We start from the raw sequence: 19,652 nt of genomic DNA, 5'->3' as shown, positions 1-19,652 counted from the left end.
TCATCCGGAAAGCGGTGGAAGAGTATGGATACAGTCAGAGGGAGGTTGCAGATTATTTGGAGATGCATTACTCTTCCGTTAGCCGGATTGTCAATGGGAATAAGATGGAAAATTCAATAATAAAGACCTGACCCTCTACCCTGTGGGGTGTGATCTCAAAAACAAGAACTGTCACATTTTCTTTCTCAACAAGATAAATTACCTTGTATTGCAGGTTCAAACGTGACGAACGCTGCCCCTTTGTGGAATAAGAGCCCTCTGTGCCAATAATGATTGATTTTATAGGGGAAATGTATGGTGCCGAAGGCCGGACTCGAACCGGCACGCCCGTCGCCAGGCGAGGGATTTTAAGTCCCTTGTGTCTACCAATTCCACCACTCCGGCATTTAAAAAGACTAATTTAGAACTTTCTTTGGCAGTCTGTCAAGATTTTTAAAGAACCAGGCCGCGTTCTTTGGCAAGTTTCTGCTTAATCATCTGGAACAACCGGTTATAATCGACTTCACCTTTTTCAATCTGCTCTGAATAGTTTTTCATCAGCTCGCGAACTTCCTGGTTCAGCTGTTCCTCTACCATAAAATCGCCAGTGATGGTGTTTTCAATTAATGCAATCAGTTTTTCTTTTTCAACCAATGGTTTTATCATCTTTTGGTGCAAAAGATGTTCCACCATATTTTTTGCCATCATTGAGATTTGATTTTTAGTTAAACGCAAGGAAGGGCGCTCCTCTTTTTATTTCCGCCATCATTGTAAAGAAGCAACAGGGCTGATGAAGTCCTGCCAGGTTAAATGAAGCGCCGTCGTTTCCATCGCCGATTCCTGAATGACTTTGGATGCCGTTAAATAGGCGACTTCATGAGTGTTATTCGCCTTACTTAAGTGAGCCAGGTAAACATGGCGCAAAGAGGGATGGAGAAGTTGCCTGAGTAATGAAGCAGAGTCTTCGTTGCAGAGATGCCCGTAATCGCCCCGAATTCTTTCTTTTAAAGAAAGGTGATAAGGTCCTTTTTCTAATAATTCAAGGTCGTGGTTAAATTCTAAAACCAGAATATCGGTTTTTTGAAGAGCATTAACCACGAAGGGGTTGATCATGCCAAAGTCGGTTGCAATTCCAACCTTCCACTCTTCGTATTGAATCGTAAAACAGACCGTATCTGAGGCATCGTGAGGCACTGAAAAGGGATAAATCAAAAAGTCTTTAATTTGAAATGGTTCGTTTGTGTGAAACTCCGCTAAAGAGGCAACCTTTTCCAACGGTTTACAGGCCGTTCGGGTTTTTTCATTGGTATAACAGGGGACAGAAACCCGGTGGGTAATCGATTTTATCCCCTGAGCATGATCTGCATGCTCATGCGTTAATAAAACCGCATCCAGTTGCTCGAGTGAGACACCTAAAGCGGAAAGCCGTTGGGCGGTCTGAGAAGCATTGAATCCGGCATCGATTAAAATCCGGGTATGAGGGCTTTCCACGTAAACGGAATTGCCATGACTTCCGCTTCCCAAAACACAAACCCGTAATTTAATTTTGCACCCCTTTCAAAAACGCCGCAATTGGATTATTTCAGCTGCCTGACTTAATGGGTGGCCAGGGTTCGAATATAGGCCACAGCGTTCCACCGATCTTGAATGGTTAATGTTTTTTCCCAGGCCGGCATGCCGCTTCCCTGTCCGCCGTTGCTAATTTTTTCAAATAACTGCTGGTTCGTCCGGCTCTCCTGATAAGCCTTATCTGAGAAATTCGGCATTCGCGCGACAGGGCCAAGGCCTTCTCCTTTTTTTCCATGGCATGAGGTGCAGTTTTTTTCAAAAATGGCCTTGCCAGGCTTGGGATCCCCGGGTGATCCGGTCTCTCCGGTCAAAAAGAAAAAACCGGTTAAAGAAATACAAACGCTCAGAATTATCTTTTTAATCATATCCGTCCCCCTGGTTTTGTGAGGTTTGATTTCTTTATTTAATGGATCCGGCCACACTGCCTAATAAATATTTGATATCGTCATCTTCAAGGGTCAATCCGGCGCCGATAAACGCCGTTTTTAAGTCTGAATTCAGTATTTGGTCATATCCTGTTTGCAGGAAAATATGTTTGAGGAAGGTATAAGAAGCCACTGCCTTTAAATGAGGTTTTGAACTTTGAGTGTCGGCGCTGTTAAAATCCCACGCGGAAACGCCCAGTTTCAGCTGATCATTAAAAAATAAATAGTCTGCTCCCGCTCCAAAACTGTTTTCAATGAGTCCGAGATGAAGGTCAAGGCCGCTGTATCGTCTTCCCATTTCCAGGGTGAGTTTTAATTTTCTTTCAGTCGTTACATCTGTGGTCGTGACGGTTGTTCCGGCGACGGTTTGGTCGCGGGTCACGGTGTTGACGCTTCCCCTCGGATCGTCAACGACTTCTAACAGATAATATTTGTCCACCCTGGGCGCCAGCTTAACGAAAAAATAACCCTTATTTTTTCGTGTGGTATCCATTTGATATTCGTTTCGAATTCCAACGGTTGTTTTAAATCGTTCTATCCGCCCCAGCGTGTTGTTTAATCCCTCCAGGGCACTATTTAACTTTTCATAGGCTTTTTCATCAGTGACTAATTTCCCGATGGTTCCTTCGCCGTTTCCTATTTTTTCGGTAATTTTTTGAATGTTACTCATCGCGGAATTTAATTTTTCATAAAGCTGGTCGTCGTGCAGGAGTTTTCCGAATGTGCCCTTGCCTGATTCCAGGTCGTTGGCGACCGTCTTTAAGCTGTTGACCAGACCCGGGATGTCTTTATTGATGACCTCGGAAAAATCTTTAAAATTTTCAACCGTTTCTCCGACCGCTTCCTGATTGTCAGTGATGAGTTGATCGATATGTTCGGTGAAACTTTTAAAATTTGCGAGGATGGCTTTAAGATCCTCCTCCCCTTTGGTCGAGCCGACAACCTCCCGGAGGGTTCGGGTCACCGCTTTAATGTCGGTCCCGATATCCGAAAACTTTGCGATCAGGGTTTCCAGGTCGCCCAGGGCTTCGCTCTGTTGGATCGTGTCGCCCTCTGAAAGGTAACCTTTTTCTTTTCCAGGGATTAAATCGACGTATTTTTCCCCCAGTAATCCTGAAGCCCTGATGACGGCGGCGCCTCCCTTATGAACCTTAACTTCCGGCTGGATTAAAAAGGTAACTCTCGCTTTACTGTCAACCAGCTCGAGCGTTTCCACTTTTCCTATTTCAACACCGGCCAACCGAATCGGCGTTTTCCTATCCAGTCCCGCCGCCGAGTCAAAATGAACAAAAATTCGATACCCTGATTCTTTTCCGATCCGGTAGAGGCCAATTTTCACCGACATATAGGCCAATAAAATGGCGCCGACAATAACGACCAATCCTACCTTTGCCTCTGTGGTGAATCCCTTCATTGGTTTTTATCTCTCAGAAAGTCACTTCTATCGGGCCAACGGAAGACCCCGTTACGAATTGATGGACCACCGGATCTTCGCTGGATTTAAATTCATCAGACGTTCCTGTCCGGTGGATTTTTCCTTGATACAAAAGCGCGAGCCGGTCTCCGATTTTATACGCGCTGGTCATGTCATGGGTGATGGCCACCGAGGTGGCGTTAATTTCATGTTTCAGCTTGATAATGAGTTCATTGATCACGTCTGCCATAATCGGATCTAATCCCGTTGTCGGTTCGTCGTACAGGATGATTTCAGGGTTCATTGCTATGGCTCTTGCCAATCCAACCCTTTTTTTCATTCCACCGGAGAGTTCCGCAGGCATTTTATCCTCAATATCTTTCAAGCCGACCATTGCCAGCTTCTGAGTCGCAATGTCTCTAATCTCTTTCTTGCTCAGAGAGGTATGTTCCATGAGGCCAAACCCAACATTTTTCCACACGGACAAAGAATCAAATAAAGCGGCTCCCTGGAAGAGCATTCCAAATTTTTTACGGATTTCCCCTAATCCTTCTTCCTTAAGGGGAATGATGTCCTGTCCGTCAATGAAGACTTGTCCCTGGTCGGGTTTTAAGAGACCCATGATGATTTTTAATAAGACGCTCTTACCGGTTCCACTTCCCCCCAGAACGACCATGCTCTCGCCCGTTTCGATTTTCAGATTAACGCCGGAAAGGACGTGGTGGCTGTTAAAGGATTTGTGGATATCTAAAATCTCTATCAATCTATTATATTCGGGGGCCTTCGAGAGAATCACTCTCAATGCCCCCGAACCCCGCGCTCGGACTGGCAAAGCCTGATCCTTGCTTATTTAAACAAAAGGTTTGTTAAAAAGTAGTCAGAAACGATGATCAAAATCATAGAGAGCACCACTGCGCCGGTGGTCGCTTTTCCAACTCCCACCGCTCCCCCTTCTGTCGTAAATCCTTTGTATGAACAAATGATGGAAATCAAGATACCAAACACACAGGCTTTAAGCAAGCCCCCAAAAATATCATTTCCTTCAAGAAATTCGGTTGTACGACGAAGATAGATGACCGGATTTGCCGACAGAGTTTCTACAGAAACAAAATACCCGCCGATAATTCCGATCATATCGGCAAAAATGGTTAAAATAGGCAGCATGATAAACCCCGCGATGAGGCGGGGGATGATCAGATATTTAACCGGATTTACGGCAAGAGTGCTCAGGGCGTCGATTTGTTCGGTGACCCTCATCGTTCCCAGTTCTGCCGCCATGGCTGCGCCCGCACGGCCTGCAACGATGAGACCGGTTAACACAGGTCCCAGTTCACGCGTGAGGGAGAGGGCGACAACCGTTCCCACCAGGTTCTCCGCGTGAAACCGCTTAAATCCGGTATGACTTTGAAGGGCCAGCACCATTCCTGTTGAGAGGGCAGTGATTAATACAACGGGAATCGATTGAACCCCGATGACTTCCATTTGCTGAAGGATATTTCTGAAATAAATGGGAGGTGTAAAGGTCCATCTGAGGGCCTGAAAAAACATCGTAAAGGCGGCCCCGACTTTTTTTAAAAAATCGAGTGTTGGCCGGCCTATTTTTTCGAGCTGGCTTTTCATAGATACCCAGCAAGCAAAGCGAGGAAACTCCATGAAAAGGTAACGTGAGCCCCTTTTAAAATATACCCAGCGAGCAAAGCGAGCGAGAGGGGGAGGCTCAATCCGGCTTTGCCGGTTGAGGGGGCGACGTGAGCCCCTTGATACACCCGCGGGACTCTTTTCCCGATTCCGCAAAGGATCTCATAGGAAATGGTTCCAACCCATTCAGCGACTTCTTCGGCGGAGATAAAATCTTCTCCCTGTTTCCCAATCAGGACGACTTCATCTCCCATATGGATGTTTGGGATCCCCGTGACGTCAATCATGGTCATATCCATGCAGACCCTCCCGACGACAGGCGCGCGGGTTCCATGAATCAAGACCTTTCCGGAGTTCGATAGGGCTCTCCAATACCCGTCTGCGTATCCGACCGCAATCGTTGCTATGACGCTTTGGCGGGACGTAACAAACGTTCCGCCGTAACTGATCGGTGTGTCCGGTGGAACCGTTTTCAGGTGTACGACGCGGGTTTTAAAACTCAATACGGGTTCTAAAAAAAGAGGGGGGTCTTTGAGAGAGGAGTAGCCATAAAGCATCAGGCCGGGCCGGACTGGATTGGAGTAAACGCCGGGGAGGGACAAAATGGCCGCGCTGTTGGATAGATGGATATCAGGAGGGTTGACGTTGAATTCCCGCAGTTCTTCCATGATTTTATTCCAGAGCAGCAATTGTTTTTTTGTATTTTCCGGCCTGGTTTGGTCGGCGTCCGCAAAATGCGTCATGATCCCTTCAATTCGTATTCTCTTATTTGCCAGGATTTCTTTGAGAAAAGGCCGAATTTCAAGAGGTTGAATTCCTAAACGACCCATTCCCGTATCGATCTTAAGGTGGACGGGGAGGGTCATTCCGCGGTTCTCGGCCTCTTTTTCAAGAAGGGGAATCAAAGGCGTTTGAAACAGAACCGGAGTGAGTTGAAACTCAAATAGAGATTGAATTTGTTCCTTTAAAATGCTTCCCATAATCAAAATCGGAACGCGAATGCCCGCCTGTCGAAGTTCGATTCCTTCCTGGACCAGGGCGACGCCGAGGGTTTTAACCCCTGCGGCTTCCAGAGTCTGTGAAACCTTGATTGCCCCATGTCCGTAGGCATCTGCCTTAACAACGGCAATAATCGAGCGATTCGGGCCGGATACTTTTTGAACCTGTTCCAGGTTATGAAGAAGGGCGTTTAAGTCAATTTCCGCAATGGTTGGGGAAAAGCCTTTTTTTTCTATTGAAGAAATTTTGGAGGTTTTAATGGCCATGCGCTGAAATTTCCTGATTCATTTGGTTTTGCAAGGTCGTCATTTTTTGATGAGCCTGGGCGGCGTCGGTTAACTGGCCTAAAAAGGTCAGAACTTTTTCCAGATGTTGATAAAATTGAATGGCTTCCTCAGGGCGGTCGTCAAATCCAGCCGATTCGGCTTTTTTTAAAGTTTCCAAGGCTTTGTCCCATCGGCCTTCTTTTTCGTAAACGAAACTGAGCGTGTCGAGAAAATCAGGGGATAACCGAGGGTCTCTGTTAATGGCATCGAGGAGAAGCTGTTCGGCCTGATCTAATTTCTCGTTTTGGGTCAAATAGAGCCAGGCGAGATTATTATAAGCCTTGCCATAAGAAGGATTTATCCGGATTGATTTTTGATAAAACTCTTCCGCAAGACCGGCTTTTCCCTGAGCCAGGTAAATATTCGCCATATTCGTGTAGGACTCTTCGCGGAACTGTTTTTTCTTAAGGACCTCCTCGTATTCCTTCAGCGCAAGGTCGTACTCTTTTTTCCTTTCATAGGTCAAAGCCAGTTGAAAATGTTCCTCCGCGGATAGAGGATCATGTAACACGACGATTTTTGGCAAATGGCCGCATCCGCTTGTCATCGTAACAACTAGTCCAATCATAACATATTGGAAAAAGGAGAAAAATAAAAACATGGGTCTTTCGTTCCGTCTAAACCCCTGGCAATACAACGAGCATCCAGTCATCGGTGCTCTTCCATTGGTTTAAAAAAGCAGGATATGACATTCGTTTAAATTCATTTTGGCCTGAATGAAAAATAATTTCTTTTTTTGAAAGGTCATAACCGATGATCACAATATAATGACCCAGAGGAAATAAATTGTTCCCCAGGTTCAGGAACGCAATGACAGGATGTTTTTGTCTGATCTGCCCTTCTAATTCTTCCCGGGTTCCCGCAGGTGTTTCTGCCAGGAAACCGTGGACCGCGGCAAAATTGACGAGATCAAAGTTCAACGTGCCTTTTAATTGAGGGATAAAGATTTCTTTGGAAATTTCTTCTTGATTAAAAGATCGGCCCCAGTAGGCAAAAACAGATTGCAGAGACGCAGGCCCGCAGAACTGGTCCTTTTGGGGGAAAAAAGGCACCCCCGGGATTAAAAAGGCCTTGTCAGGAAACTGGTTGGTGATGTCAGGTCTTTCGTTATGCGTACAGCCAATAAGGACGAAAATAAAAGTGAGCAGAATTGAATAAACGAGAAAAGGAATGAGAAAACCAGTTTTTTTCAAATAAACCGTTTCTGATGCGGTGATTTATCGGGTAATAATGACCTTATGGCCGGATACCTGTAAAAGAACAACAACCAGGATGGCAATGACCAGGAGAGCGATAATGACGCCTAAACCATCACCCCCTCCTCCGGTTTGCATTGAATCGATTTTTGACGAGATTTGGTGCAGTTGCGCATCGGTTAACTGGCTGATTCGGCTGGAAATCTGTTCCGCAGTCAAACCCAGGTCTTTTAGTCTCTGCTGAAGGAGTTTTGTTTCAAGGATTTTCTGAACATTTTTGATATCATGTTCTCTGTTGGCAGAGAACATGCTGAATGGATTAGCCTCCGCAGGGGACGAAGATGAAAGGAACATCGCAAATAAATCGGCGGGAAACGCGCCGATCAACAAAATAGCCATACATAAATAAAGGACAACCGTTTTATTTAAAAAAGAATTTTTGAAAGAAGATTTCATTAGGTTAAGCCTCCCACAAAGCTTGCTCGCGAGCGATTCCGCAGCGAAGCCAGGTCATTGAATTTTTTTCTACTAAACCTCCAGGATTTCATGTTCTTTTTTCTGAATGAGTTCGTCCAGTTTTAATATATTTTGGTCAATCAGTTTCTGGACTTCGTCCTGATTTTTTCTTAATTCATCTTCGGAGATTTTTCCTTCTTTTTGTTGTTTTTTGAGCTCGTCGTTGGTATCCCGCCGGATATTCCGAATATGGACCTTATTTTCTTCCCCGATCTTCTTGATATGTTTAACAAGTTCTTTCCGGCGCTCTTCAGTGAGCGGGGGGAAACTGAGCCGGATGACCTTTCCGTCGTTAGAAGGGGTTATTCCCAGATCAGACTGCTGGATTCCTTTTTCAATTTCAGGAATAAGGGTGGTATCCCATGGAGAAATAATGATGGTCCGGCTGTCGGATATATTCAGGGTTCCGACCTGTTTTACCGGGGTCAGGGTTCCATAGAAGTTGACTTTTACTCCGTCAAGAAAAGCTAAAGAGGTGCGGCCCGTGCGAACTCCGGCCACTTCTTTTCGAAAATGTTCCATGGCGGCGTTGGTTTTTTCCTGCAAATTTTTTTTAATTTCAGGATTCATTTTTTTGTCATCCGTTCATATGCACAAGGGTCCCGATTTTCCCCCCTGAAACCACTTTTTTAATATTTCCGTTGATTTTAATGTTAAATACAATAATGGGAAGGTTGTTGTCCATACATAAAGTAATGGCCGTCGTATCCATAACTTTCAGCTCCTTTTTTAGGACATCTGAAAAGGTAAGGCTCTGGAATTGTTTGGCTTCGTGATATTTCATCGGATCCTGGTCGTAGATGCCGTCGACCTTTGTCCCTTTTAAAATGACATTGGCTCCGATTTCCATGGCGCGCAAAACCGCCGCCGTGTCAGTTGAAAAATAGGGGTTTCCTGTTCCGCCGGCAAAAATGACGACTCTTTTTTTTTCCAGGTGTCTTATCGCCCGCCGTCGAATGTAAGGTTCCGCAAGCTGTCTCATTTCAATCGCCGATTGGACGCGGGTATAAACCTGTTTTTTTTCGAGGATATTTTGAAGAGCCAGGGCATTGAGTACGGTGGCGAGCATTCCCATATAATCTGCCGAGGTCCGCTCCATGCCTTGAGCGCTGGCCGCAATGCCTCGAAAGATGTTCCCGCCGCCGATGACGATCGCGATTTCAGTTCCGAGTTGAACAATCTCTTTTATTTCTTCACCAATGAGTTCCAGAATCTTGGGGTCTATTCCGTACCCCTGTTCTCCCGCCAGGGCTTCGCCGCTAATCTTTAACAGGATCCTTTTATACACTCAACCGTCCGCAGAATAAAATGGGCTTTTCGCTTAATTTCCGACTTTATATTTAACGAATCTCTTGATCTGGATGTTTTCACCTATTTTTGCGATTTTCTGGTTTAGCAGGTCTTTGATTTTAATGTCCGGATTTTTGATGAAGGACTGTTCAGAAAGGCAGATTTCTGAAAGATACTTGTCGAGTTTTCCTGAAGCTATTTTTTCAATAACAGCCGGAGGCTTCCCTGATCCTTCAGCCTGTTTGATATAAATTTGTTTTTCTTTTTCTAAAATTTCTGAAGGGACTTCTTCTTTTGAAACGTAAAGAGGCTCGGGAAAGCTTCCCGCCACCTGCATCGCAAGGTCCTTGACCAACTCCTGAAACTCTTCATTCCTTGCCACAAAATCAGTTTCACAATTGACTTCGACTAAAACAGCGATTTTTCCGCCGGAATGAACGTAAGAGCCGATAATCCCCTCGGTTGTTTGTCTTTCTGATTTTTTGGCAGCCTGTAAAGTCCCTTTTTCTCTTAGATAGACAATGGCCTTTTCAACGTCTCCGCCTGTCTGGGAAAGTGCGGTCTTGCAATCCATGATTCCAGCGCCGGTTTTTTCGCGAAGCTCTTTTACAATATTTGCGTCGATCACTGCCATAGGGATGCCCTTAAATCCTTGTTTTCGTTTTAATTTTTTTCAGTCAAACCCATTCAACCCGGTGTCTTTAAACGGGCGCTTCTTTCTTTTCCTCTTCAATGCTGATTTCAGATTGAGAAAGGGGAGCCGGTTTAACTTCTTCCTTGTGAGACTTGGCCGCCCGGAGTTGTTTCCCCTCAATGATGGCGTCCGCAATGCGAGAAGTGATTAACTTGATGGAACGGATGGCATCGTCGTTTCCGGGGATGACATAGTCAATCTCATCGGGATTGCAATTCGTGTCGATAATTGCGACCGTGGGGATCCCCAGGCGGTTGGCTTCCATGACGGCGATGCTCTCTTTTTTAGTATCGATGATGAAAATAGCTCCGGGAAGACGTTTCATGTCTTTAATTCCTCCCAGGGCTCTCTCGAGAGAGGCCATTTCTTTTTCCAGATGAGAGACCTCTTTTTTCGTCAATTTTTCAAACGTTCCGTCTGCCTTTGTCGCTTCCAGTTTTTTTAATTTGTCGATGCTCTTTCTGATGGTTTGAAAATTGGTCAGCATGCCTCCAAGCCACCGGTGGCTGACAAAAAACATTTCACAGCGTTTGGCCTCTTCCTGAATAATACTCTCGGCCTGCCGCTTCGTCCCCACGAAGAGAACCGACTCTCCGTTGGCCACGGTATTTTTGACAAATTGATAGGCCTGATCAAAGAGTTTAACCGTTTGCTGCAGATCAATGATATAGATTTGATTTCGTTCGCCATAGATAAATTTTTTCATTTTCGGGTTCCACCGCTTGGTCTGATGACCAAAATGGACGCCCGCTTCTAAAAGATCCTTCATTGCCAGTTGAGACATTGTAAACACTCCTTAAATAGGGTTAGACCGCCGCATCCTTGCGCCTCGGGCGCTGAAAAAACAAACGTTTAATCTGCCGGGCTGCTTTATCCTTCTCAAAAGAGACCCGGATAAAGAAAAAGGTGCGTGAGAAATTTATAAGCCTTAGGAAATTAACACAAAACTCCACCTTTTTCAAGTTAAATAATAAATTTAGGATTGTTTTTCCCGGGTCAATAGTGGTATGTTGAAATTTTTTAAAGTTTAAAAGCACAGGGGAAAAGGTAAGAAAAGCCATGTCATCGGAAGAGTTGATCCGTCTTTCCAATCAATATATTATGGGAACCTACAACCGTTCTCCTCTGGTTATCAAGAAAGGGAGAGGTAATAAAGTTTATGATCCGGAGGGCAAGGAGTATCTGGATTTTATCAGCGGGATCGCCGTCAACAGCCTGGGTCATTGTTTTCCTCCCATTACAGTCGCATTACAAAAGCAAGCTCAGCGTTTGATCCATGCGTCTAATCTCTATTATAGCGAGCCTCAGATCTTTTTAGCCAAAAAACTGGTCGAAATGACCTTTGAGGGAAAGGTCTTTTTCTGCAACAGCGGGACGGAGGCCAATGAAGCGGCGCTAAAACTTGTCCGAAAGTATTTTAAAGCCGAAGGGAAAACCGACCGCTACGAATTTATTACGATGAACGGTTCTTTTCACGGAAGGACCTACGGAGGGTTAAGCGCTTCGGGTCAGGAAAAACTTCATCACGGGTACGAACCTCTTCTCCCTGGCTTCGTTTATGTGAATTATGATGATCTTGATGCGGTAGAAAAAGCGATTTCCGCGAAAACCGCGGCTATTCTGGTGGAGCCGATTCAAGGGGAGCGGGGGATTATTGTCCCTTCCTCCCGTTATTTAAGAGGGTTGCGTGAACTGGCAGACCGCCATGGTCTGCTCCTGATTTTTGATGAAATTCAAACCGGCCTGGGGCGGACGGGCTCCCTTTTTGCCTATGAATATTCCGGAATAACTCCGGACATTTTGACCCTTGCCAAAGGTTTAGGCGGAGGGGTCCCGATCGGGGCAATGATCGCGAAAAACCCTATCAATAAAGTTTTCTCCCATGGCTCCCATGGCTCGACCTTTGGAGGAAATCCTCTGGCCTGCAGCGCGGGATTGGTCGTGGTTGAAACGCTGACCGCCGACCATTTTATTCTGGAGAATTGCCGGCGTCTGGGGGCGTTTATTCTGGAAAAATTAATGAAATTACAGTCCCGTTATTCGTTTATTAAAGAGGTCAGGGGAAAAGGTCTATTAATCGGAATGGAGCTTCTCATTGAAGGGCGCCCGATTGTTTTAAGCTGCCTGGACGCAGGTTTATTGATTAATTGCACCGCTGAACGCATTCTTCGTTTCGCTCCACCTTTAAATTCAACCGAGGAAAACGCGGAGGAATTTATTGAAATATTGGAATCTGTTTTTGAAAAGATCGAAGTGAAATGAAACGAGACCTCCTGTCCTTAAACAACCTGACGCTCGACGAAATTGAAATTCTCCTTTTACGGGCGCAGGATTTAAAAGAAGAGCTTAAAAAGGATATTCTTCACCCCCACCTAAAAGGGAAAACCCTCGGTTTGCTGTTTGAAAAAGCTTCGACTCGAACGCGGGTTTCTTTCGAGGTGGCGATGGCCCAGCTCGGGGGGCATTCGATTTTTCTATCAACTTACGATATCCAGCTCCAAAGGGGAGAGACCATTAAAGACACCGCACGGGTTCTTTCTTCTTATATCGATGGTCTCGTGATTCGAACGTTTGCCCAGGAGGTTGTCGAAGAATGGGCTCGTTATGCGACGATCCCGGTGATTAACGGGTTAACCGACCTTCATCATCCCTGCCAGATTTTATCCGATCTGATGACGATACGCGAAAAAAAAGGGAATTTGAAAGGGTTGACCCTGGCTTATTTTGGGGACGGAAATAATGTGGCTCATTCTATTTTAGAAGGGGCCTCGAAGGTCGGAATGAATGTCATCATTGCCTCTCCAAAGGGTTTTCAACCCAGGGAAGAGATTGTTAAGGCGGCGCAAGTTGAAGCGGAAAAGCATGGATCCCGTGTCGAAGTCACAACCGATCCGAAGGCCGCCGCCCGGAACGCCAATATTCTCTATACCGATGTCTGGGTGAGTATGGGCCAGGAAATGGAAAAAAATAAAATGAAGGATGTTTTTAGACCCTATCAGGTTAATGCGTCCTTTTTGAAACTGGCTGACCCTCAAGTTCTGGTGATGCACTGTTTACCCGCCCACCGCGGGGAGGAAATAACAGAAGAGGTGATGGAAAGTTCCAGATCCGTGATTTTCGAACAGGCTGAAAACCGGCTCCATCTCCAGAAAGCTCTATTGGAAATGTTCCTTAAATCGCCGAAAAAAACTCCGTCAAGCGCCCGATAACGACCAGGAAAATGTTCTTATGACCCAACCTAAAGTTAAGAAAGTCGTCCTGGCTTACTCAGGCGGGCTCGATACGTCAGTCATCATTACCTGGTTAAAAGAAAATTACCGCTGTCAGGTCATCGCCTTTTGCGCCAATTTGGGCCAGGAAGAGGATTTGCAAGGCGTGAAGGAAAAGGCCCTGAAAACCGGCGCGGATAAAGTTTATATGGAAGACCTGCGGGAGGAGTTTGTTAAAGATTTTGTGTTTCCCATGCTGAGAGCCGAGGCCATTTATGAAGGGGAATATCTGTTGGGCACCTCAATCGCCCGTCCTCTCATTGCCAAGAAACAGATTGAAATCGCCCGGAAAGAGAAAGCAGACGCCGTTGCCCACGGGGCAACCGGGAAGGGAAATGACCAGGTCCGGTTTGAGTTAACCTATTTATCCCTCATGCCGTCGGTTAAAATTATCGCGCCCTGGCGGGAATGGGAGTTCCGTTCAAGAGGAGACCTGATTGATTACGCGAAAGCGCGTAAAATCCCCATTTCGGCGACCCGGTCAAAACCCTACAGTATTGATCGTAATTTATTCCACACCAGTTACGAAGGGGGAATCCTGGAAGACCCGTGGATGGAACCGCCGGCAGGGATGTTTCAAATGACGGTTGCTCCGGAGAAGGCCCCCCAAAAACCGCAATTCGTCGAGATTGAATTTAACCGGGGCAATCCTGTGGCCGTAAACGGCAAAAAATATTCCCCCGCGGAAACGCTCGGCCTTTTAAACCGTTTTGGCGGAAAACATGGCATCGGCCGGGTAGACCTCGTTGAAAACCGTTACGTCGGAATGAAGTCGCGGGGAGTTTATGAAACACCCGGAGGCACCATCCTCCATAAAGCCCACCGGGCCGTTGAATCGCTGACCATGGATCGGGAAACCCTTCATTTGCGCGATTCCTGGATTTCAAGGTACGCAGAGCTGGTCTATTACGGCTATTGGTTTTCTCCCGAGCGGACGATGCTTCAAACCGCGATAGACCAAAGCCAGGAACGGGTCACGGGAGTGGTGCGGCTCAAACTCTATAAAGGGAATTGTTACCTGGTCGGACGAAAGTCGGATCTGTCCCTTTACCATCAGACCCTTGCAACCTTTGATGAAGAAGAGGTCTACCATCAGAAAGACGCTGAAGGGTTTATTAAACTCAACGCACTTCGCCTTAAACTTCAATCTAAAGATTTTTAAATGACCCAACCGAAAAACAGAGCGAACAAAAAATTATGGGGCGGACGTTTTCAGGAAGCCACCCTTTCCAGCGTTGAAAAATTCACGGCATCGATTCATTTTGACCGGCGGCTTTACCGTCAAGATATTCAGGGAAGTATTGCCCATTGTAAAACGCTCTGCCGGGCGAATATCATGACTCCAAATGAACGGAATAAAATTATCATGGGACTGGAAGGGATTTTAAAAGAGATTGAAACCGGTAAATTTAAGTTCTCGGAGGCGTCTGAAGATATCCACATGAGCATCGAAAAACGGTTAATCGAAAAAATAGGCCCGGCAGGAGAAAAACTCCATACGGGCCGAAGCCGGAATGATCAGGTTGTTTTGGACTTGCGGCTTTATTTAAAGCACGAAGTCTTTGAAATCGCAGGTCTGCTAGGCCGACTGCAGGAAGTTTTTTTTCATCTGGCCAAAGATCATTTAGAGGTGATCATGCCCGGGTACACCCATCTTCAAAAAGCTCAGCCGATCCTTTTTTCCCACTATATTCTGGCCTATTATGAAATGGTTGAGCGGGATCAAGAGAGGCTCATCGATTTATTAAAACGGATCGATGTCATGCCCCTGGGTTCGGGAGCCCTTGCCGGTCCCGGGTTTCCCCTCGATCGGGAATATACCGCCCGGCTCCTTGATTTTCCCGAAATCAGCCAGAACAGCCTCGACGCCGTGAGCGATCGCGATTTCGTGATTGAGTTTCATTCCTTTGCCTCCGTTCTGATGATGCATCTGTCCCGTTTAAGCGAGGAATTGATTTTATGGTCCTCAACGGAATTTGGATTTGTCGACCTTCCGGATGAGTTTTGCACGGGAAGCAGTATGATGCCCCAAAAGAAAAATCCTGATATTCCGGAGCTGGTTCGGGGAAAAACCGGACGGGTCTATGGAAATCTTTTTTCCGCCCTGACGATGATGAAGGGGCTTCCATTGGCTTATAATCGGGACCTCCAGGAGGATAAAGAGCCCTTGTTCGAAACCATTGACCTGGTTAAGAACGTTTTATCGATTTATGCCGAACTTTTATCAAAACTAAAGGTCAATCGTCCAAGGATGCTTCAGGGGTTGCAGAAAGGATATCTTCTTTCAACCGATATCGCAGATTACCTTGTTGAGAAGGGAATGACCTTTAGAAAAGCGCATGAATTGGTTGGAAAACTGGTTCGTTATTGTATGGAACACGAGAAATACCTTGAAGATCTTTCGTTAAAAGAGTACCGCTCGTTCTCTAAATTCTTTCAGAAAGACATTTTGAACCTCAGCCTTTCTTCTTCCATTAATAAACGGAATGTCATTGGAGGGACGGCCACCTCACAGGTGATCAAAAGGCTGGAAAAACTGGGAAAAAGACGTTAAACAACCTGCAGACTTTCTTTGAGACACTCTTTAAAAGAAAAAAAATTAGGAAAAACGGCGGCGTTTCTGGTCATTTTATTTTTGTTGGCGGGATGCGGGCGGAAGGGGGATCCTATTCCCCCCGAAGCGAACGCCCTGAACTGGCACGGAAGCCCGTCCCTTGAGGAAATCCGCCACCTTGTTATCCGTTTGTGTTAAATTCGTGATATGAATGACTTTCATTATATAAAAAATGAAATGTATTGCGAGGGCGTTTCCATTTCCAAAATCGCTTCAGACGTCGGGACGCCATTTTATTTGTACAGTCATGAGACCCTCGTTCGCCATTTTAAGGCCTTTGAGACCGCCTTTAAGGAACTCCCTCATTTAATTTGCTATGCAGCAAAAGCCAACTCCAACCTGTCCATTTTGAAAATCTTCGGCAATCTGGGCGGCGGGGCGGATATTGTTTCGGGAGGGGAACTTTTCAGAGCGCTTCGCGCCGGGATCCCCCCTGAAAAAATTGTGTTTGCCGGTGTCGGGAAAATGCGGGGAGAAATTGCCTCCGCCCTTCGGGCAAATATTTTAATGTTTAACGTCGAGTCTTCGCAGGAACTTGCCCTGATCAATGAGGTAGCAAAATCTGAAGGTCAAATTGCGCCGGTGGCTTTGAGAGTTAATCCTAATATCGATCCCCTCACCCATCCTTATATTTCTACAGGAATGAAACAAAGCAAGTTTGGAATTGATATTGACCTTGCGATGAATGGATATCTGGAGGCCCGCGCGTTATCTCACATTAAGGTGGTTGGAATTCATCAACATATCGGTTCTCAATTGACCGATTTAAAGCCTTTTGTGGACGCTCTGACCAAAATCGCGGAGTTTATTCGCAAACTCAGGGCCAACGGAATTGAAATCTCCATTCTCGATATCGGAGGTGGTCTGGGAATTACTTATGATCACGAGTCGCCTCCCCTTCCCGGTCAGATGGCGGAAGCCCTTTCTCCTTTGCTCCGGGAAATTGGCTGTACGGTCATTTTGGAGCCGGGAAGATCGTTGGTTGGGAATGCCGGGGCGCTCGTTTCTCAGGTGCTGTTTACGAAAGCGTCCTCCGAAAAAAATTTTTTAGTCGTTGATGCGGGGATGTCTGATTTAATCCGGCCGGCTTTATATCAGGCTTATCATGAGATTAAACCGGTTGTTCAAACAGACAGGCCTTTAAGAAAAGTGGATGTTGTGGGTCCCGTTTGCGAATCGGGTGATTTTTTCGCGAAAGACCGTGAAATTATTGAACTTGTCGCCGGTGATTTACTGGCCGTGATGGGTGCAGGGGCCTACGGCTTTTCAATGGCGTCCCATTATAATTCAAGGCCTAATATTCCTGAGGTGCTGGTCCGGGGAGACAAATATATGATCATCCGGGAGCGGGAAGATTATGAGGATTTAATCCGGCGCGAAAAAATTCCGCCCGGTCTCCTCTAATATAGGGGCTCGCGTCGCCCCCTTCACCGGCAAAGCCGGATGAAGCTTCCCCCTCTCACTCGCTTTGCTCGCTAGGTTTCGCACTGGCGAAGCCAGTTGCTTCACTTTTCCTTGTTTTTCCCATGAGTTTTCTCCTTTAACATGAGAAATAACCTTTATGGATCAACCTCTAAAGCCAAAACAAAAAAAAGGGAAACTCTTTTTTTTAATTCTAATCATTGTTTCCGGTATCTGTGTGTTTTCGTTATTGTTTTTAGCTTTTGAGGGTGATAAAGTAACTGTGTATATGATTGAAAGGTTTGTTATGGACCAGGGGATTTTTGAAAAAGAGCTCTCCGATGAAATCAATCCGGAAGAAAAAAAAGAGGTCATTTTAAATCTTCATCAATTTTTCAATTCGGCAAAGTCTAGTTTTGAATCCAAAGAAAAAGTCGCCCTGGTCGGCAGCAAACTGCGTGAAATCATGGAAGACAAGAAAATGACAAGAGAAGAGGTGCAGGCCCTGGAGAGTCTTCTTAAGAATTAAATCTGAAAACCCGATAGACAGACCCAATTAAACCATGAGAAATTTAATTAATTTTCATAAAATGAGCGGGAGCGGTAATGATTTTATCGTGATCGATAACCGCAATCATGTTTTAAAAGGGCTTCCGATTCAGAAATTAACTCAAAAGATCTGTAAAAAAGGGCTTTCTGTCGGCGCGGATGGTCTGATTTTAATTGAAAACTCGACAAAAGCAGATTTTAAATGGCATTATTTAAATGCCGACGGAGAAGAGGCTTCATTTTGCGGAAACGGAGCAAGATGCGCGGCCTATTATGCGGTCCTTAAGAAAATCGCGAAACCTGAGTTAACCTTTGAAACTCTAAGAGGGCTTGTTTCAGCAACGGTTAAAAAAAAGACCGTTAAAGTCAGCATGATGAATCCTCAAAAGATTGAATTGAATAAAGGTTTGTTTTTGAAACAACGACGATGGGAAGGGCATTTCATGGTCATGGGTGTTCCCCACTGGATTCACTTTGCGAAGGATATTGATCAAATCGATGTTCCTGACGTCGGTCCCAGGATAAGAAACCATCCGATTTTTCTACCTGAAGGAACCAATGCCAATTTTGTTGATATTTTAAACGAAAATGAACTGAGAATCCGCACGTACGAACGGGGAGTTGAGGCTGAAACCCTTGCCTGCGGAACCGGTGCTGCGGCGGCCGCATTATTGGGCCATCGTGTGTATAAAATGTCTTCTCCGGTGACTGTTTATCCTAAAGGGAACATTCCTTTAAAAATCTATTTTAAAGCGGCCCAGGGAGAGTTTTCTAAAATTTTTCTCGAGGGGGATGCAAGGACGGTCTTTGAAGGTTTTCTTTTCGAAGACGCCTGGCAATATTAGATCCAGTTAAAATAAAGAAAAAAATAATGAGGTTATAACGATGAAAAAAGTCCAATTTAAAGGGGTGATCACGGCCATTATTACGCCGTTTAAAAACGGAAAATTCGACCCAAAAACGATGGCCGAATTAATTGAATTTCAGGTTTCTGCCGGTGTTGATGGAATCGTTCCATGCGGGTCTACGGGAGAATCGGCCACGTTAAATCATGAGGAGCATAGGGAAGTCATTGATTTTGCCATTAAAGCGGTAAAGGGAAGGGTTCAGGTCATCGCCGGTACCGGTTCAAACAGCACGGATGAAGCAATCATGCTCACCCGGTTTGCGGAAAACGCCGGGGCAGACGGCGCTCTGCTAATGACGCCTTATTATAATAAACCGACCCAGGAAGGGTTATACCGGCATTACAAAGAAATTCACGATCAAACAGGCCTTCCTTTAATTCTATATAATATTCCGGGGAGGACCGGAGTCAATATGGCTCCTGAAACAGTGGCAAGACTGGCCGGATTTGAAAGGATTGTCGCGATTAAGGAAGCTTCAGGCTCACTGGTTCAGATGATGGAAATTATCCGGCTTTGCGGAGACCGCCTGGCGCTGCTGTCAGGGGATGATGGGTTAACCCTCCCGATTCTGGCCATTGGAGGAAAGGGGGTCATCTCGGTTACGGCAAATATCCTTCCAAACGCTTTACAGAGCATGATTCATTTGTTCAATGACGGGAAGATTGAGAAGGCCCGGGAGGTTCATTATCAATACCTTCCCCTTCACGATGCGATGTTTATTGAAACAAATCCGATTCCCGTCAAAGCGGCTCTTCATTTTATGGGAAAGTGTTCCAACGATCTTCGCCTGCCTCTCACGCCGTTGTCGGATTTAAACCAGGAGAAGTTAAAGAGGGTTTTAAAAGAGTTTAAACTCATCTAATCA

Annotated in this window: 24 protein-coding genes and 1 tRNA gene; 10 read left to right on the top strand and 15 right to left on the bottom strand. The window is 45.6% G+C overall.

The genetic code is table 11. The annotated features are described in order from the left end of the window. On the top strand, positions 1 to 131 hold a 131-nt coding region (locus HYR79_07365), incomplete at its 5' end, for a helix-turn-helix transcriptional regulator (GenBank protein MBI1821513.1). A 164-nt stretch (positions 132 to 295) separates the two neighbouring features. Here the strand turns inward: HYR79_07365 and HYR79_07360 are convergent. The 15 genes from HYR79_07360 to rpsB form a co-directional block, all read right to left on the bottom strand. Then, positions 296 to 384: transfer RNA gene (locus HYR79_07360), tRNA-Leu, on the bottom strand. A 48-nt stretch (positions 385 to 432) separates the two neighbouring features. Further along, positions 433 to 714, bottom strand: a complete 282-nt coding sequence (locus HYR79_07355; protein ID MBI1821512.1) for a DUF507 family protein — start codon at positions 712 to 714, stop codon at positions 433 to 435. A gap of 30 nt (positions 715 to 744) precedes the next feature. Beyond that, positions 745 to 1,503, bottom strand: coding sequence for an MBL fold metallo-hydrolase (locus tag HYR79_07350; GenBank protein ID MBI1821511.1), 759 nt, complete (start codon positions 1,501 to 1,503; stop codon positions 745 to 747). Between the two features lie 71 nt (positions 1,504 to 1,574). After that, on the bottom strand, positions 1,575 to 1,913 hold the full coding sequence (locus HYR79_07345) for a cytochrome c (protein MBI1821510.1): 339 nt from the start codon (positions 1,911 to 1,913) through the stop codon (positions 1,575 to 1,577). A gap of 34 nt (positions 1,914 to 1,947) precedes the next feature. Beyond that, a complete protein-coding gene (locus HYR79_07340) occupies positions 1,948 to 3,387 on the bottom strand; it encodes an MCE family protein (protein MBI1821509.1) in 1,440 nt (479 codons plus the stop codon). Between the two features lie 13 nt (positions 3,388 to 3,400). Then, positions 3,401 to 4,150, bottom strand: coding sequence for an ABC transporter ATP-binding protein (locus HYR79_07335; protein ID MBI1821508.1), 750 nt, complete (start codon positions 4,148 to 4,150; stop codon positions 3,401 to 3,403). Positions 4,151 to 4,233: 83 nt separating this feature from the next. After that, positions 4,234 to 5,007 (bottom strand): ABC transporter permease, encoded by a 774-nt coding sequence (locus tag HYR79_07330; protein MBI1821507.1) that lies wholly within the window; start codon positions 5,005 to 5,007, stop codon positions 4,234 to 4,236. Next, a complete protein-coding gene (gene alr / locus HYR79_07325; protein MBI1821506.1) occupies positions 5,004 to 6,290 on the bottom strand; it encodes an alanine racemase in 1,287 nt (428 codons plus the stop codon). The genes HYR79_07330 and alr overlap by 4 nt, the downstream gene beginning before the upstream one ends. After that, complete coding sequence (locus HYR79_07320; GenBank protein MBI1821505.1) at positions 6,280 to 6,876, bottom strand: tetratricopeptide repeat protein; 597 nt, start codon at positions 6,874 to 6,876, stop codon at positions 6,280 to 6,282. The genes alr and HYR79_07320 overlap by 11 nt, the downstream gene beginning before the upstream one ends. 91 nt (positions 6,877 to 6,967) lie before the next feature. After that, entirely contained in the window at positions 6,968 to 7,543 is a 576-nt protein-coding gene (locus HYR79_07315) for a C39 family peptidase (protein ID MBI1821504.1), read from the bottom strand. 24 nt (positions 7,544 to 7,567) lie between these two features. Further along, the gene (locus HYR79_07310) at positions 7,568 to 8,002 is read right to left on the bottom strand and encodes a PA2779 family protein (GenBank protein MBI1821503.1); all 435 of its coding nucleotides are present in this window, start codon (positions 8,000 to 8,002) and stop codon (positions 7,568 to 7,570) included. 72 nt (positions 8,003 to 8,074) lie between these two features. After that, positions 8,075 to 8,632 (bottom strand): ribosome recycling factor, encoded by a 558-nt coding sequence (gene frr, locus HYR79_07305; protein ID MBI1821502.1) that lies wholly within the window; start codon positions 8,630 to 8,632, stop codon positions 8,075 to 8,077. A 7-nt stretch (positions 8,633 to 8,639) separates the two neighbouring features. Further along, positions 8,640 to 9,350, bottom strand: coding sequence for a UMP kinase (locus tag HYR79_07300; GenBank protein MBI1821501.1), 711 nt, complete (start codon positions 9,348 to 9,350; stop codon positions 8,640 to 8,642). Between the two features lie 33 nt (positions 9,351 to 9,383). After that, complete coding sequence (gene tsf / locus HYR79_07295) at positions 9,384 to 9,980, bottom strand: translation elongation factor Ts (GenBank protein MBI1821500.1); 597 nt, start codon at positions 9,978 to 9,980, stop codon at positions 9,384 to 9,386. 73 nt (positions 9,981 to 10,053) lie between these two features. Then, positions 10,054 to 10,830: a 30S ribosomal protein S2 gene (gene rpsB, locus HYR79_07290; protein ID MBI1821499.1), complete on the bottom strand. Its 777-nt coding sequence runs from the start codon at positions 10,828 to 10,830 to the stop codon at positions 10,054 to 10,056. A 275-nt stretch (positions 10,831 to 11,105) separates the two neighbouring features. Between rpsB and HYR79_07285 the strand changes: the two genes are divergently transcribed. The 9 genes from HYR79_07285 to HYR79_07245 all read left to right on the top strand — a co-directional run bounded on the left by HYR79_07285 (position 11,106) and on the right by HYR79_07245 (position 19,649). Then, positions 11,106 to 12,308 (top strand): aspartate aminotransferase family protein, encoded by a 1,203-nt coding sequence (locus HYR79_07285; protein ID MBI1821498.1) that lies wholly within the window; start codon positions 11,106 to 11,108, stop codon positions 12,306 to 12,308. After that, positions 12,305 to 13,255 carry an ornithine carbamoyltransferase gene (gene argF / locus HYR79_07280; GenBank protein MBI1821497.1) on the top strand — a complete coding sequence of 317 codons (951 nt, stop codon included), beginning with the start codon at positions 12,305 to 12,307 and terminating at the stop codon, positions 13,253 to 13,255. The genes HYR79_07285 and argF overlap by 4 nt, the downstream gene beginning before the upstream one ends. 19 nt (positions 13,256 to 13,274) lie before the next feature. Continuing rightward, complete coding sequence (locus tag HYR79_07275) at positions 13,275 to 14,477, top strand: argininosuccinate synthase (GenBank protein ID MBI1821496.1); 1,203 nt, start codon at positions 13,275 to 13,277, stop codon at positions 14,475 to 14,477. Further along, positions 14,478 to 15,869 carry an argininosuccinate lyase gene (gene argH, locus HYR79_07270; protein MBI1821495.1) on the top strand — a complete coding sequence of 464 codons (1,392 nt, stop codon included), beginning with the start codon at positions 14,478 to 14,480 and terminating at the stop codon, positions 15,867 to 15,869. It abuts the gene before it with no gap. Positions 15,870 to 15,887: 18 nt separating this feature from the next. After that, the gene (locus HYR79_07265; protein MBI1821494.1) at positions 15,888 to 16,067 is read left to right on the top strand and encodes a lipoprotein; all 180 of its coding nucleotides are present in this window, start codon (positions 15,888 to 15,890) and stop codon (positions 16,065 to 16,067) included. A 9-nt stretch (positions 16,068 to 16,076) separates the two neighbouring features. After that, positions 16,077 to 17,333 carry a diaminopimelate decarboxylase gene (lysA, locus tag HYR79_07260; protein MBI1821493.1) on the top strand — a complete coding sequence of 419 codons (1,257 nt, stop codon included), beginning with the start codon at positions 16,077 to 16,079 and terminating at the stop codon, positions 17,331 to 17,333. Positions 17,334 to 17,490: 157 nt separating this feature from the next. Further along, a complete protein-coding gene (locus HYR79_07255) occupies positions 17,491 to 17,859 on the top strand; it encodes a hypothetical protein (protein ID MBI1821492.1) in 369 nt (122 codons plus the stop codon). 34 nt (positions 17,860 to 17,893) lie between these two features. Then, positions 17,894 to 18,724: a diaminopimelate epimerase gene (locus HYR79_07250; protein ID MBI1821491.1), complete on the top strand. Its 831-nt coding sequence runs from the start codon at positions 17,894 to 17,896 to the stop codon at positions 18,722 to 18,724. A gap of 40 nt (positions 18,725 to 18,764) precedes the next feature. After that, positions 18,765 to 19,649, top strand: coding sequence for a 4-hydroxy-tetrahydrodipicolinate synthase (locus tag HYR79_07245; protein MBI1821490.1), 885 nt, complete (start codon positions 18,765 to 18,767; stop codon positions 19,647 to 19,649). The last annotated feature ends 3 nt before the right edge of the window (positions 19,650 to 19,652 follow it).

The organism is Nitrospirota bacterium (assembly GCA_016178585.1).
Taxonomy (GTDB): Bacteria; Nitrospirota; Nitrospiria; order JACQBW01; family JACQBW01; genus JACOTA01.
This window is presented reverse-complemented; position numbering and strand designations above follow the sequence as displayed.